The organism is Chryseobacterium sp. C-71, assembly GCF_020911865.1.
GTDB lineage: Bacteria > Bacteroidota > Bacteroidia > Flavobacteriales > Weeksellaceae > Chryseobacterium.
In genome coordinates this window covers 2745582-2761277 of record NZ_CP087131.1, presented here as the reverse complement: position 1 = coordinate 2761277, position 15696 = coordinate 2745582, and the positions used below count along the sequence as shown (strand labels likewise).

The following is a 15696-nucleotide window of genomic DNA, read 5'->3' as shown; positions in this document are numbered from 1 at the left end:
TATTGCGATCACTCCCCTCAAAAGGAGTGATTTTTTATTTAGAAAATTTAAAAATAGAATTTTGGCACAAAACTGTCTTTATTCATATTCAATTCTTAAATTTGTCTTTATGAATTATTTGGAAGCTTTAAGCAGAAGATATTCTGTGAAAAAATTTAATCCCGAAATGATCATTCCGCAGGAAACACTTCTCAACATTCTTGAGGCAGGAAAACTGGCGGCAAGTTCTCAAGGGCTTCAGCCTTATAAAATATTCGTTGTTGAAAGTACAGAAATGAAGGAGAAACTGATACCTTCTTTTTATAATCCTTCACAAATTTCTACCTGTTCACACCTTATTGTTTTAGTTTCCAAAAAAGATATGGAAGAAACGTATCTTGACGGATATTTCAATCACATCTCTGAAGTGCGTGAACATCCTGTTGAAGATTTAAATTTATTTAAAAAAAGTATAACAAGCCATTTCAGCAGACAAGAGCACGATGACATTTTGAACTGGGCAGAGAAACAAGCTTATATAGTGTTAGCCAATTTAATGTATGCTGCAGCAATAGAAAACGTAGATACCTGCCCTATGGAAGGTTTCAGACAAGAATTGATCGAAGAAATTTTAGATATCAATCCTGAAAAAGAAAAAGTCACTGTAACATTGGCACTTGGCTACCGATCGGAAGAAGATCAGTTTCAGCACATGAAAAAAGTAAGGAAACCAAACGAAAAATTGTTTAAATTTATTTAATTATTTAGACGATTGTCTTAAAGCAAGAATATGATAAAAGCGGATGTATTAGTGATTGGTTCCGGGATTTCGGGGCTTTCTTATGCCATAAAAGTTTCAGAACAACTTCCCGATGCCAAAATAATCATTGTAACAAAATCTGACGAAGACGAAAGCAACACAAAGTACGCTCAGGGCGGTTTGGCTGTGGTTACAGATTCTAAAAATGATAATTTCGAAAAACATATCGAAGACACCATGCGTGCCGGAGATGGCGAAAACAAACGTGATGTTGTAGAAATGGTTGTGAGAGAAGCACCCGCTAGATTCAACGAAATTGTAGAATGGGGAGCAAATTTTGATATGAAAAACGGTGAATTTGCTTTAGGAAGAGAAGGCGGTCACACCGAAAACAGAATTGTACACCATAAAGACATTACCGGTTTTGAAATAGAAAGAGCTTTATTAGAAACCGCTAAAAGCAGTCCGAATATTGAAATCCTTGATCACCACTACGTTATCGACATCATCACTCAGCATCACGTTCCGGGAAAAGAACTGAATGAGGGTGAAATTAATTGTTATGGCGCTTATATTTTAGATGAAAAATCTAAATCTATCAAAAAAATCACCTCAAAAATCACGTTAGTTGCGACTGGCGGAGCTGGTCACGTTTATAAAAACACCACAAATCCGGTGATTGCAACAGGAGACGGAATTGCTTTCGTTGCCCGTGCAAAAGGCAGAGTGACCAATATGCAATATTATCAGTTTCATCCAACTGCTTTGTACAGCAAGCTTGATGGAATGTTATTTCTAATTTCCGAAGCTGTACGTGGAGACGGCGCAAAGCTGAGAACCAAAAAAGGTGAAAAATTCATGCACAAATATGATGAGCGTGAAGAATTAGCATCCAGAGACATCGTTGCAAGAGCCATTGACGCAGAAATGAAAGTTACGGGAGACGAATTTGTAGGACTTGACTGCAGAGATATGAGCCAAGAGAAATTCCTGGAACATTTTCCTAATATTTATAAGAAATGTAAAGACGAAGGAATTGATCCTTTCACACAATTAATTCCCGTAGTTCCGGCTTGTCACTATCTAATGGGCGGAATTGAAGTTGATAAAGACGGACAATCTTCTCTCAATAATTTATTCGCCGTCGGAGAATGCACCAACTCTGGACTTCATGGAGCTAACAGATTAGCATCCAACTCTTTACTGGAAGGCTTAGTCTTCGGACACAATGCAGCTATGAAAACCATGGAATTATTAAATGAAAATAATTTTAATTTTGATGATCTAAAAGCAGTCCCGGAATGGAACGAAGAAGGCATGAAAATTATCGACGAAATGGTGATTGTCTCCTACCTCAGAAAGCAGCTTCAGGAAATGATGAGCGATCTGGTAGGAATTGTGCGAAGCAACAGCCGTCTAAAAATGGCTCTCCAAAAGCATCAGGAAATTGCAGCTGCAGTTGACGAGATTTATCACTACTCTATTCTATCACCTCAACTTTCAGAATTAAGAAATTTAACAACAGTTGCTCATCTCATCATCACCCAATCGATGGAAATGACACAAAATAAAGGCGCATTTTACAATAAAGATTTAGTGCAAGCATAATTGATTATTAAAGAAAATAATGAAAAGACCAAACTACGCAACCGATAAAGTTTTAAAACAATTCATCAAAAACGCTTTGGAAGAAGACATTCAGGATGGAGACCACTCTACTCTATCTACAATTCCTAAAGATTTAGTGCAAAGCGCAAAACTTTTAGTGAAAGAAAACTGCATCCTTGCCGGAGTTGAACTGGCTGAAATTATTTTTAAAACCTTTGATAAAAATTTAAAGATTGAAAGATTCATCAAGGATGGTGAAACTGCAAAAGTGGGCGATGTCGCATTTATCGTCACCGGAAGCGCAAGATCAATACTATCCACAGAAAGATTAGTCTTAAACTGCATGCAGCGAATGAGCGGTATTGCCACGCTTACTCAGGATTGGGATTCGAGATTAATCGGTTCGAAAACAAAACTTTTAGATACGAGAAAAACCACTCCAAACTTCAGAGTTTGTGAAAAATGGGCAGTTGCTATCGGTGGAGGAACCAATCACAGATACGGTTTATATGATATGATCATGCTAAAAGACAACCATATTGATTATAATGGAAGCATCACCAACGCTGTAAAAATGGCAAAAGATTACGTGAAAAAATCAAAGAAAAAACTTAAAATAGAAGTTGAAACCCGTAATCTTGAAGAAGTACAAGAAGCTATCAATGCCAAAGTCGACAGAATCATGCTCGATAATATGGATGTTGCCACTATGAAAAAGGCAGTAAAATTAATCAATGGATCTTGTGAAAGTGAAGCATCAGGAGGAATCTCAAGAGATCAATTGAAAGAAATCGCTGCCACCGGAGTAACTTTTATTTCTGCTGGAGCCCTTACCCATTCAGCTAAAAACATCGATTTAAGCTTAAAAGCTGCTATGTAAAACATTGTATTTTTAATAAAAACAAGTACCTTTTATTAAAAATAAAATAATATGATTTTTTTCACGTTAAAATTCAATTTTTATTTAAAATATTGACAATCAAACAATTATTCATTATTAAGACTGATTAAAAATTAACATTAAGTTAATAATAGTTAAAGTTATTTTACCGAATTTTGCAAAAAAATTAATTCTAACTATTACTTAAGATTATGAAATTAATCAACAAATCGATGCTAACTGTGATTATCTCACTTTCTACAGCTAGCGTTTATTATGCACAGCAGACTCAAGATACGGCTACAAAGTCGAAAGAGATTGAGGAAGTTATTTTGCAAGGTGTTACTGACATTGCAAAAGACAGAAAAACACCAGTTGCTGCTTCAACTATTAAGGCTGCACAAATCATCGAGAGATTAGGTAACCAAGAACTTACTGAAATTTTAAACACTACTCCATCAGTTTATGCAACAAAATCCGGTGGTGGTTTTGGAGATGGAGGTATTACTATGAGAGGTTTCGAATCAAGAAACATCGCAGTTATGGTAAACGGTATGCCGGTAAACGATATGGAAGGAGGTTCTGTATACTATTCTAACTGGACAGGCCTAGCTGATGTTACAAGTTTTGTACAAACACAAAGAGGTTTAGGATCTTCAAAGTTAGGAATTGCATCTGTAGGTGGAACAATTAACTTCATTACACGTTCAGCCGATATGAAAAAAGGCGGAGTGGTAAGACTTGGTGTTGGTAATGATGATTATTTGAAAACTTCATTTGCTTATAATACCGGAAAAACGGATAATGGATGGTCTTCATCATTCTTAATGAGCAGAACTGCCGGAGGTACATATATTGAGAATACAGACTTTGAAGCTTATGCGTACTATTTTGCTTTAGGATGGGAACCCAACAAAAAGCATAACTTCCAGTTTACTTTGACTTCTTCTCCACAGTGGCATGATCAAAGAACATTTGCTCCTACAATTGCCAACTACATAAAATTCAACCCTGATAATGACGGCACACCATTCAGACAATACAATTCTGACTTTGGATATAAAACGGGTGCGAATGGTGACAGATATGCTATCGCAAACAGATCAAACTATTACGCTAAGCCAGTGATGATGGTAAACTGGGATTTCACAATGAGTGAAAAATCTAAGTTGAGTACTGTTTTGTATATGTCTAATGGTAGAGGTGGTGGAACTGGTGATTTAGGAAGGGTAGCTAATAAAGGAATGACTGGTTTCTATGATACTACAGGACATTTTGATTATGATGCAGTTTTTGCCGCTAACCAAGCAGTTAACCTTAATAGCCCAACAGCACCAAACAGAAGTACTTTGATTCGTAGAGCTAGTATTAACTCTCACAATTGGTATGGAATCTTAGCTAACTTTCAGCATAAGGTGAATGATAATTGGAGTTTCTCAGTTGGTACTGATGATAGATATTATTATGGATACCATTATCAAGTAGTTTCCGATCTTTATGGTGCAAGTGGTTATAAAGAGCCAGGAAATGCAAATGTTGCCCCTTATGTGGCGAGCAATGTCTATGATTATAAAAAACTTTCATGGAATCCTTTCGGAGGAAGTACAGCTCCTATTACAGATCAAATAGGTTATAGCAATGACGGAGAAGTCTTATGGTACAGCGGTTTCGCTCAGGTAGAATATTCTAAAGACAACCTATCTGCTTTCGTACAAGGGTCAGTCTCTAACCAATCTTACCAAAGAATCGATAATTTTGTAAAAGACGGTGTTACAAAGCAGCAGAACCAAACTGTTTACACCAAAACAGGATTCAAAGATTTATTTGGATATAATGTAAAAGGGGGTGCTAACTATAACATTAATGACTATCACAACGTATTTGCAAATATAGGTTACTATAGCAAACAGCCTTTCATGAACTCAGTTTACCCAAGTAATCTTCAAGTAGTTAATCCAACTTTAACTAATGAGAAAATTTTCTCTGCCGAAATCGGTTATGGTTTCAGATCTCCTAAATTAACTGCAAATGTTAACTTATACAGAACAGAATGGAAAGACAGATGGTTAAGAAGAGGTAGCCAAGTATTCGATGTGGCAGATCCAACAGCACCTGGTGGAATCGCACAAGTAAACGGATATTCTGAAATCAGTGGAATTACTCAACTTCACATGGGCGTAGAATTTGATGCGGTTTATAAGCCATTCCAATTCTTAGAATTCCAGGGAATGTTATCTTATGGTGATTACCAATACAAAGGCAACGCTACAGGAACTAATTTTGATGACAACAACAACCCAGTAACTGTTGTAGGTACAAAAACTACGAACACTCTTTACTTAGATGGAGTAAAAGTAGGAGGAAGCAGCAGTAACAGTATTCCTCAAGTAACTGCATCATTAGGAACTACTGTAAGACCTGTAAAAGATTTAAGTATCTATGGTACTTGGAGATATGTTGGTAAATTATATTCTTCTATAGACGCTGCAACTTTTACGACTGTTGCAAATCAAGAGAGAGGAGCTCTTCAATTGCCAGACTTCAACTTGCTTGACATTGGGGCATCATTTAAGATTAGACTAAAAAACACAGCTCAATACTTCACTGTAGGAGCTAACGTTTATAATTTATTTGATACAACTTACATTGCTGACGGAGCAACAAACAATTTCGTCAAAAATGTTGGAGACTTCAAAACAAACAGCAATACCGATGCACAAGCACAGGCATTGTATAACACTTACATTAACAATCCAGCGAATTTCTATAAAGGAATTGATACTTCAAACAGAGTATTCTTTGGATTCGGAAGAACTTGGGCAGCCAATTTATCTTTCAACTTCTAATAAATTCACTTTTATTAAATACCAAATCCCAGCTTTATAGCTGGGATTTTTTTATATTTGTACACATAAAAAAATAGAAAAAATAGAAGTATGGATTTTTACAAAATTTTACTAAGTGCCCATAAAGGATTTGCCTATTTGGAACTTGGATTAACAGCGCTATTTATCATCGCTTTATTAACAGTAATGTTCGGATATAGCGGGAAAGTAAATAAGTTATTGAAGAAAGTTACTTTATTTACAATGATCTTTTTCCATGTTCAGTTTTTGATTGGCATTGTAATGCTGATCATGAATTTCACAAAAGGTTTAGACATGGGATCAGTGATGAAAAATGCTGATTTAAGATTTCAATATGTAGAACACCCATTTTCTATGTTGATCGCTGCGGTTTTGATGACCATCATCAACAAAAAAGTAAAATCTAATGACACCATTTCTTTAGGAATTGTGATTATGGGATTGATCGCAGTAGGTTTATTTGCATTTGCATTTCCATGGACTAGAGTCTTTGGAGCTTAATTATATATTAACTTAATTTTTTTAAACAACAATGAAAGTAGCTGTAGTTGGTTCAACAGGAATGGTTGGACAAGTGATGCTTAAAGTTCTCGAAGAGAGAAATTTCCCTGTAACAGAATTAATTCCGGTAGCTTCGGAAAGATCTATTGGTAAACAGGTGAAGTATAAACAGGTAGATTATACTATCGTAAGCATCGACGACGCTATAGCTGCCAAACCTGATATCGCAATTTTCTCTGCGGGAGGTTCTACTTCTTTAGAATATGCACCAAAGTTTGCTGAAGCTGGAATTACTGTTATTGATAATTCTTCAGCATGGAGAATGGATCCTACTAAGAAATTAGTCGTTCCGGAAATCAATGCAGACGTTTTGACAAAAGAAGACAAGATTATTGCAAACCCAAACTGTTCTACCATTCAGTTGGTGATGGTTTTAGGTCCGTTGAATAAAAAATATGATTTAAAAAGAGTCATTGTTTCTACTTACCAGTCTGTAACAGGTACAGGAAAAGCAGCAGTGGATCAGCTGAATGCTGAAATCTTAGGTGACGACTCAGTCGCTAAAGTGTACCCTTATCAAATCTTCAAAAATGCATTGCCACACTGTGATGTGTTTTCTGATGACGATTACACGAAAGAAGAAATTAAGTTAATGAAAGAGCCTAAGAAAATTTTAGGTGATGATACATTCAATTTAACAGCAACTGCAGTAAGAGTTCCCGTTCAAGGAGGTCATTCTGAAAGCGTAAATATCGAATTTGAAAATGAATTTGAATTGGACGAAGTAAGAAAGATTTTATCTGAAACTCCAGGCGTTATCGTAATGGATAACGTAAAAAACAACGAATATCCAATGCCACTCTACTCAGAAGGAAAAGATGAAGTTTTCGTAGGAAGAATCAGACGAGATCTCTCCCAACCGAAAACACTCAACCTCTGGATTGTAGCAGACAATCTGCGAAAGGGAGCTGCAACCAACGCAGTACAGATTGCAGAATACTTAGTAGCAAACAACTTAGTATAAACTAACAAAAAAGAAAAGAGTCTCCAAAAGAGATTCTTTTTTTTATCGAAGAAAGAAGCTTCTAGCAACTGGCTTTTGGTCTTTAGCTTTAGTGACGATTTAACAAAGGATAGGATAAAATCCTATCAAGAAAGCATCATAAAAGATGTATAAACTGATAAAAAAATGACAACAAAAAATACGAATCAAGATAAAATAGGTTTCCAAAGGTTAATAGCCGTTTTTGGGATTATTTTATTCGTCGGAAAAATTATCGCATGGAAACTCACAAATTCTGATGCCGTATTTTCTGATGCCATGGAAAGTATAGTGAATGTCATCAGCGCTTTTATGGGATTGTACTCTCTGCATCTCGCCTCAAAACCCAAAGACGAAGACCATCCCTACGGTCACGGTAAAGTAGAATTTGTCACCGCCGGAATAGAAGGTGCGTTGATTGCCATTGCAGGAATTATGATTATCTACGAAGGCATCAACAGTTTGGTTACAGGAAGAGTTTTGAAAGGTCTCGATTGGGGAATTGCAATCATCGCAGTTACTGCACTCGTTAATTATTTATTAGGATATATCTCCATTAAAAAGGGCAAAAAAGAAAACTCATTGGTTCTTATCGCCTCCGGAAAACACTTACAATCTGATACATTTACTACTTTAGGCGTGGTGGTAAGTTTGATTATTGTATATTTCACCAAAATCTACTGGATAGACTCTGTCGTTGCCCTTATTTTTGGCTTCTACATCATATTTGTAGGTTACAAAATCGTCCGCAAATCATTAAGCGGAATTATGGATGAGCAAAATCCAGAACTTCTCAACAGCATCATCGATCTATTAGAAAAAAACAGACATACAGAATGGATCGACATTCACAACATGAAAATCCAGCAATTTGGCGCCTCTCTCCACATCGATGCCCACATCACTCTGCCTTGGTATTACAGCCTTCGGGATGCTCATAACGAAATGGAAAAAGTCATTCTCCTTTTAGCCAAAAACACAAAAAGAACGGTTGAATTTAATTTCCACATGGATGACTGCAGACCGATTTCCTGCCCCGTTTGTCAGATTATGGACTGCCCCGTTCGTGAAAAACCTTTTACTAAAAAAGTAAAATGGACTGCAGAAAATGTGACTAGAGTTGAAAAGCATACAATTAACTAGTTTTTTGACTTCAAGTAATAGTATTTTTAGGAGCTATTTCCGGCTCTCCGCTCATACTCCTCACACTGCCGCTTACCTATAGCTACTCTAATCTGCCAACGCTTGCTGTGGGGTAACCGCTGCGATCCAGGCTATCACAACGTTTCCTCAATATGATTAAAGAAAGGTGTACAGGTTCAAATCTTCGATGCACCGTTATTTAGAAATCAATTCCTTATAATTCAACTTAGGAATTTAGCTTTTATAAACTTTGGTCGCTTCTAAGTAACATCTGCTTCCTGTAATAAAACAGCGGAACAATCAAAAGCAAAATCAAAGGCTGTATCACAAATCTTCTCATATAAAAAGAAAAAAGATATCCTATTTGAAACTTATCATGAATACAATATATGTAAATAGGGAAAGTTATGACAAAAATAATTGAGATTAAAAGGGCTCCTTGTATCGTCCAATGTTTATTTTTAAACAAAAAATGAATGATAAGACATGAGAAAAAAAGGTTTAAAATAAATCTGAAAACATGACTGAAAATCAATTTCAACCATTCAAATTCAGGAAGAGGAATATTTTTATTCGCTATGTGAAAATAATCGAGAAAGGGATCATAAAAAATACGGTCTTCAAGTATTCTTACACCGAAAAGCCCACAAACTCCGACAGCAATTAAGAACCAATTAAGAATTTTCATTTTTTAAGGCAAAAAATTTAATCCATACAAGCCAAAGAATTACTACACTCCCATAAATAACTGCAGGAAAAAAATAATCATGCGCTATTTTATTATATTCTGGATAATCTCGGGTTACAATATTTAGTACAACAATTCTCAAAACATTCATAATGTAAAGCGCAACAAGCCCAGCCAAAACAAACACGAATGTTTTAGTTCCTTTATAAAAAGCAAAAACAAAAGCTATAAAAAGAATTATTACAGAAACAGCATTACAACCTTCCACCATTCTCGTTACCGTCTTATTTTTAACGTAAAAATACATCTGCTCATTAGGAATATCATCATACAGTCGTGAAGGATAATTTAATGCATTCTGCAGAAGTACAACATGATCAGCAATCAACCGGGAAAAAGGATCTAGCCCTTGTGCTTTAAAGCTGTTCAGATAAAACTGATACCCAAAAAGCAGCACCAAATAAATGATGATGAATCGCAACAGAATTCCCAAAACAGGCTTAAAGTCCTTTAGCATAATGCAAAGATAAAAATTCAACTGTAAATTAGTATATTTGTTTCATATTATGACTTCTGAAAACGCAAAAAGATTTTTTGAAAACCATTTTGGCGAAAAATCAACTGAATTTGTCACATTAGCTCAAAGCGGTTCTGCAAGAGTCAATTTTCTGGCTCAAAATCAAACCGGAAAATATATCATTACCTACAACGAAAACATTCCGGAGAATGAGAGTTTTCTTTACTTTTCAAAAATCTTTTCAGATTTAAATCTCAATACTCCGCAAATATTTACAGTTTCTAATGACAGGAAAATCTACATCCAGGAGTTTTTGGGAAGTCAAACTTTTTCAGATATCATTGCGAAAGAAAGTTTATCAGAAAATGTACAATTTTTGGTAAGACAGACTTTAGAAAAACTTTTTAATCTGCAAATTCTCACACAGGACAAAATAGATTTTACCCAGACTTTCGAATATGAAAGTTATGATGAATTACCTGTCATGCACGATTTATACTATTTCAAAAATTTTATTGCTGATGTTTTGGAGTTGGAATATCATAAATCTACTTTATTAAAAGAATTCAAAAAACTCGTCAACCTCATCGAAAATCTTGAGCCAAAAGGTTTAATGATTCGTGATTTCCAAGCAAGGAATATTATGGTGAATGACAAGAATGAAGTTTCATTTATTGATTATCAATCGGCAATGAAAGGCCCTTTGATGTACGATGTGATTTCTTTTCTGTTTCAGGCAAAAGCGAATTTTTCTGAAGATTTTAAAAACGAAATGCTCGAATTTTACATTGAACAGTTTGAAAATAAAGAAATTCAATCTCAACTAAAGAATTCGGTTAAACCAATTCAATTAATGAGATTTTTACAGGTTTTGGGAGCTTATGGTTTCCGTGGTCTGATCCAGAAAAAGCAACATTTCATTGCAAGCATCGGCAAAGGAATCGAAAATATTACAGCATTTTCAAACAATTGGGAAGAAATGAAAAATTATCCTGAGTTGAAAAAAGTAATCAATCAATTGAGTTTAAATAAAACAAAATCTAAAATTGAAGAGATACTGAACCATTAAGATTGATTTAAGAAGTTAAGATTATTAAGAATGATAACAAAAAAGGATGTTACTCAATTATCATATGAAATCACTGGACTTGCAATAAAAGTCCATAAAACATTAGGACCTGGTTTATTGGAAAGCATGTATGAAGAATGTTTGAAAATTGAATTATTAAAAAATGGTTACGATGTAAAACAGCAACTTTACACTACCATTAATTATGAAGGAGTGACCATTGAAACAAAGTTAGTAGTTGATTTACTAGTTAACGATTTGATTATTTTAGAACTTAAAGCGGTGGAAGAAATATTACCAATTCATGAGGCTCAACTTTTAACTTACATGAAAGTTCTAAAAAAACCACAAGGACTATTAATTAATTTTTTCACCGATAATATCACAAAATCATTGCGACCTTTTGTCAATGAATATTTCAAAGAACTCCCCAACTAAATCTTTTGATTTATCAAAAAGCTTAATTAAACTTAACTCCTTAATAGAATCTTAATGGTTCAAATAATAAGTTATAGTAATCAATTATAAAAAAATAAAATATGCTACACATAGACATCCACAGTTTTTCATACAAAAAAGGAGGCATTCCCAAAGACGATTCAGGTAACGGAGGCGGTTTTACCTTCGATTGCCGCGGAATTTTAAACCCTGGAAGAGTAGAAGAATATAAAATCCAGACAGGAAACGACATCGGTGTTCAGGAATATCTTGAAACGAAAACCGACATGCCCAAATTTTTAGAGTTGGTGAAAAGCATGGTTTCCATTAATATCGACAATTATTTGGGAAGAGGTTTTGAAAACTTACAAATCAACTTCGGATGCACTGGCGGACAACACAGATCGGTTTATTCTGCCATCAAAATTGCTCATTTTATTGAAGAAAAATATGGTCATCAGGTAGAAGTAAGTCTGCACCACGATGAACAGCACCAACTAAATAATAAATGATGATTGATAATTTATAAATGATTATTTAAAAACTATTTATTTCTATCAATTATTATTCATCTATTATCAATAATAAAAATGAAGACATTAATTTTTGCAGCAGGAAAAGGAACCCGACTGAAACCCTTTACAGATCATCATCCGAAAGCTTTGGCTAAAGTAAACGGCATTCCGCTTTTGGAAAGAAATATTATCTATCTGAAAGGTTTTGGAATTACCGATTTTGTGATTAACGTACATCATTTTGGTGAGCAAATCGTAGATTTTCTAAAGAAAAACAATAATTTCAATTGTAAAATTGAAGTTTCAGATGAGTCTGAAGAACTTTTGGAAACTGGCGGTGGTTTGGTTTTTGCTAAAAAATTCCTTGATCATGGTGAAGATTTTATCATCATGAATGCAGATATTCTTACCGACATTAACATAAATAATTTAGTAGAATACCACAAGAAGATTAAAGATTTTGCTACTTTAGCAGTATCAGACAGAGAAAGTTCGCGAAAATTGTTGTTCAATGACGATTTGGTTTTAAGGGGTTGGCTTAATGTGCAAACAGGCGAACAACGATTGGCAGAGTTTAACAAGGGATTTAAGCCATACGCATTCAGTGGTGTACACTGCATTAACCCGATTATTTTTGACAAAATAAAACGAACAGGGAAATTTTCTGTGATGGAAGAATATCTGGATCTGATGCAGACCGAAAAAATTCATGGGTTTCTGCACGACAGTATTCTTATCGATGTAGGAAGACCGGCATCTGTAATAGAAGCCGAAAAATATTTTAAATAAAAGACAATGGGAATTGAAGGAAGCAGGGATGAAAGTTTACAAAATCCTGAATTAGACATCAACGAATCAATATTACACAATAGTTTCAGACAAAAAACATGGGACGAGATCGTAACCAAAGACAGCTGGATGGTTTTCAAAATCATGGCAGAATTTGTGGATGGCTATGAAAGAATGGCAAAAATTGGACCCTGTGTTTCTATTTTCGGATCAGCAAGATTAAAGCCTGAAAGTAAATATTATCAGATGGCAGCTGAAATTGCCGAGAAAATCACCAAAATAGGTTTTGGAATCATCACCGGGGGCGGTCCGGGAATTATGGAAGCCGGTAACAAAGGTGCTTTCAATGCGCAGGGAAAATCTATAGGCCTCAATATTGATTTACCCTTTGAACAGCATTTCAATCCCTACATCAATAAGATGTACTCGCTTAATTTCGATTATTTCTTCGTAAGAAAAGTGATGTTTGTAAAGTATTCTCAGGGATTCATTGTGATGCCGGGAGGTTTTGGAACTTTGGATGAACTGACGGAGGCGATTACTTTAATTCAAACCAATAAAATCGGAAAGTTCCCTATCGTTTTGGTGGGATCAGAGTTTTGGGGCGGTTTGCTTGGTTGGTTTAAAGATACTTTGCTAAAAGAAGGAATGATTTCGGCAGATGATCTTGAGCTTTACCGTGTGGTAGATACAGCAGACGAAGCTGTGGAACACATCAAAGCTTTTTATGAGAAGTATGCAGTGAATGTTAACTTTTAATTGGCATTATATTTGAGCAACCTACATTTACTAAGATGATTAACAATCAATAAATTAAGATGAAAAAATTTTTATACATATCGGGTGTTCTATCACTATTTGTACTCATGAGTTTCATGGCGGCAGATTTCTTCTCATCAATGACGAAAGTCGATTATATTGACGGCAGCAAAACGCTGAAGTTTACAACAAAGATGAATACCAGTCATATTTCGGATGCCATCAAAATCAACCGCAGCACGGCAGGTTTTGAAGCCGAAGTCAAGAAATATGTAAACAACAATTTTGATGTTTATGTAAATGGTTCTCCCAAAACCCTTACTTTCACAGGAAGTCAGGTAAGCGGAGAAACTGTATGGGTCTATTTTGAAACAAGTGGTGTTTCGGAGGTGAGTAATTTGAAGATTAAAAATACAATTCTTTTAAGTGCCTTCCCAAAACAAATTAACCTTGTAAATATTGCCTACAAAGGATCTCAAAAAACGATGAATTTCCAAAGAGGAAAAGAGGTGAATGAGGTTTCTTTTTAATAAGAATTTTTAGTTTAAACTATATGACCACTGCTTTTTGCTGTGGTTTTTTTTATTATCTACATTAAATTTATGTTATTGGAAATCGAATTCAGTACACAGCATTACTTTGATAAATCATAATAGGTTACTGATAAATAAATCTATGAACAAAAAAAGGGAACCACATCAATGCAGTTCCTTTTTCTTTTTAAATTTTCTAATATTACAATGCCTGAATATTATCTAATTGCAGTGTAGTTGTCACACCACCTGCAGTACCTGTATATTCAAAAAGAATATATCCATTACCAGTTAAGGTTGCAGGAATATTGTAGGTACCTGCAGGAGTTAATGTTCCATACCCAGTAGCCGGAGCCTGAGGAATTGTAAATTCTGAAGTAATATCAGTTTTCGTAACTGTAGAGATGTCACTCAATGCAGTGTAATTGGTAGTATAATAAACTTTCAAAGCATTACCATTAAAGAAACCTACGTTTACATCAAATTTAAACTGACTTGCAGCTGTAAAATCGATCGGCACTGCAAAATATGTTACATAGCTACCAGATCCTGCATTTGCAGAAAGCTGAATGTATTTATTGCTGCTGAATGTTTTTAATTGCCAATAACGGTTTCCGATTAATGGGTCGTTCACATATTTTGGATAAACCTCTAAATTAGTAGGGTTTGTAGCATAACTTTCAAAGTTTTCAAGGAAGCTTCCTGAGAACGCAATAGTAGTACCTCCTTTTGGTGGTGCAGAATCTAGCCTTGTTCCTGCAAAATTAAGATCACTGGTTTTTCTGATCAGCATTTGCCATGTTGAAATATAACGGCTCACTACGAATGTGGCATTACCATTTCCTTTAGGCAATAGTTTTGAACCTTCTGAGAAAAACCCAGAGTTTCTCACTGTTACAGTGTTTCCTGTTGCATCTTCCAATGTTCTGTCTGTATCAACACCTGCTCCTGCAAGATAATCAATAAACGTTTTATTTACCGGGATAATGTCTCCGGTAGCAAACTGTACATTAGGAACCGTTACCAACATATTGATATACTGCGCATCTTTAGCTGCAGCCAAACTAGCAAGTTCTACTGGTTTTAGAGGCAAAACTTCAAGTCCGTTACCATTACAAACTCCGGAAATATATCTGCTTACCAAAACTCCCGGAATTCTTCCGATGTCGAAAGAAGGATCTACAGAACCTATTTTTACAACACCTCTATCTGTACCTAATCTCAAACCATTAGCATTGATTCTGATATGAGCTCCCACCGGAAAGTCTGCATAGTTACTTGCCTTATCAACTTCAATTTGTAATGCTGCCGTTGGGTTTTCAGCTTTATCTTGGAAAGAAATTGTTTTATAAAAGTTACCGTTTTCATCAGAAGAGGTTACGTAACCGTCAAAAATTTGGTCTGTAGTAATTAGCACATAACCTGTAGCTGGTGCTTGTGCTTTAAAAGCAGCCAATGTTGTCGTAGTATTAGCAAATTTGTTGTTACAGTTGATAGGTGGCGTTTCCCACTCGTCTTTCTGTACACAAGAAGTAAGAGAAATTGCAGCAAACGCAGCTCCTGTTACAATACTTAAGTATTTTTTTATATTCATCTTAATTATTTTTA

Annotated in this window: 16 protein-coding genes; 13 read left to right on the top strand and 3 right to left on the bottom strand. The window is 35.2% G+C overall.

Annotated features, from left to right (window positions below):
- Positions 1–109 precede the first annotated feature (109 nt).
- The 7 genes from LNP04_RS12660 (at position 110) to LNP04_RS12630 (ending at position 8780) form a co-directional block, all read left to right on the top strand.
- Positions 110–739: an NAD(P)H-dependent oxidoreductase gene (locus tag LNP04_RS12660; protein ID WP_229983321.1), complete on the top strand. Its 630-nt coding sequence runs from the start codon at positions 110–112 to the stop codon at positions 737–739.
- A 30-nt stretch (positions 740–769) separates the two neighbouring features.
- A complete protein-coding gene (gene nadB, locus LNP04_RS12655; RefSeq protein WP_229983320.1) occupies positions 770–2347 on the top strand; it encodes an L-aspartate oxidase in 1578 nt (525 codons plus the stop codon).
- A 19-nt stretch (positions 2348–2366) separates the two neighbouring features.
- The gene (gene nadC, locus LNP04_RS12650) at positions 2367–3227 is read left to right on the top strand and encodes a carboxylating nicotinate-nucleotide diphosphorylase (RefSeq protein WP_229983319.1); all 861 of its coding nucleotides are present in this window, start codon (positions 2367–2369) and stop codon (positions 3225–3227) included.
- 212 nt (positions 3228–3439) lie between these two features.
- Complete coding sequence (locus tag LNP04_RS12645) at positions 3440–6073, top strand: TonB-dependent receptor (protein ID WP_229983318.1); 2634 nt, start codon at positions 3440–3442, stop codon at positions 6071–6073.
- A gap of 90 nt (positions 6074–6163) precedes the next feature.
- Positions 6164–6595, top strand: coding sequence for a hypothetical protein (locus LNP04_RS12640; protein ID WP_229983317.1), 432 nt, complete (start codon positions 6164–6166; stop codon positions 6593–6595).
- Positions 6596–6626: 31 nt separating this feature from the next.
- Positions 6627–7619, top strand: coding sequence for an aspartate-semialdehyde dehydrogenase (locus LNP04_RS12635; RefSeq protein ID WP_229983316.1), 993 nt, complete (start codon positions 6627–6629; stop codon positions 7617–7619).
- Positions 7620–7784: 165 nt separating this feature from the next.
- On the top strand, positions 7785–8780 hold the full coding sequence (locus tag LNP04_RS12630; protein ID WP_229983315.1) for a cation diffusion facilitator family transporter: 996 nt from the start codon (positions 7785–7787) through the stop codon (positions 8778–8780).
- Positions 8781–9021: 241 nt separating this feature from the next.
- Here the strand turns inward: LNP04_RS12630 and LNP04_RS12625 are convergent, their stop codons facing one another.
- The gene (locus LNP04_RS12625) at positions 9022–9468 is read right to left on the bottom strand and encodes an exosortase F system-associated membrane protein (protein WP_229983314.1); all 447 of its coding nucleotides are present in this window, start codon (positions 9466–9468) and stop codon (positions 9022–9024) included.
- A complete protein-coding gene (gene xrtF, locus LNP04_RS12620) occupies positions 9455–9985 on the bottom strand; it encodes an exosortase family protein XrtF (RefSeq protein ID WP_229983313.1) in 531 nt (176 codons plus the stop codon). The genes LNP04_RS12625 and xrtF overlap by 14 nt, the downstream gene beginning before the upstream one ends.
- A 49-nt stretch (positions 9986–10034) precedes the next feature.
- Here xrtF and LNP04_RS12615 point away from each other — a divergent pair, with 49 nt between their 5' ends.
- The 6 genes from LNP04_RS12615 (at position 10035) to LNP04_RS12590 (ending at position 14085) form a co-directional block, all read left to right on the top strand.
- Entirely contained in the window at positions 10035–11054 is a 1020-nt protein-coding gene (locus LNP04_RS12615) for an aminoglycoside phosphotransferase family protein (RefSeq protein WP_229983312.1), read from the top strand.
- Positions 11055–11087: 33 nt separating this feature from the next.
- The gene (locus LNP04_RS12610; RefSeq protein WP_229986303.1) at positions 11088–11492 is read left to right on the top strand and encodes a GxxExxY protein; all 405 of its coding nucleotides are present in this window, start codon (positions 11088–11090) and stop codon (positions 11490–11492) included.
- 101 nt (positions 11493–11593) lie between these two features.
- Positions 11594–12004, top strand: a complete 411-nt coding sequence (locus LNP04_RS12605) for an RNase adapter RapZ (RefSeq protein ID WP_229983311.1) — start codon at positions 11594–11596, stop codon at positions 12002–12004.
- Positions 12005–12082: 78 nt separating this feature from the next.
- Positions 12083–12796, top strand: coding sequence for a nucleotidyltransferase family protein (locus LNP04_RS12600; protein WP_229983310.1), 714 nt, complete (start codon positions 12083–12085; stop codon positions 12794–12796).
- A 6-nt stretch (positions 12797–12802) separates the two neighbouring features.
- Entirely contained in the window at positions 12803–13555 is a 753-nt protein-coding gene (locus tag LNP04_RS12595) for a TIGR00730 family Rossman fold protein (protein ID WP_229983309.1), read from the top strand.
- 59 nt (positions 13556–13614) lie between these two features.
- The gene (locus LNP04_RS12590; RefSeq protein ID WP_229983308.1) at positions 13615–14085 is read left to right on the top strand and encodes a DUF6702 family protein; all 471 of its coding nucleotides are present in this window, start codon (positions 13615–13617) and stop codon (positions 14083–14085) included.
- A 205-nt stretch (positions 14086–14290) separates the two neighbouring features.
- On the opposite strand, the gene LNP04_RS12585 is transcribed toward LNP04_RS12590, so the two are convergent.
- On the bottom strand, positions 14291–15682 hold the full coding sequence (locus tag LNP04_RS12585; protein WP_229983307.1) for a DUF5689 domain-containing protein: 1392 nt from the start codon (positions 15680–15682) through the stop codon (positions 14291–14293).
- Positions 15683–15696: the final 14 nt, after the last annotated feature.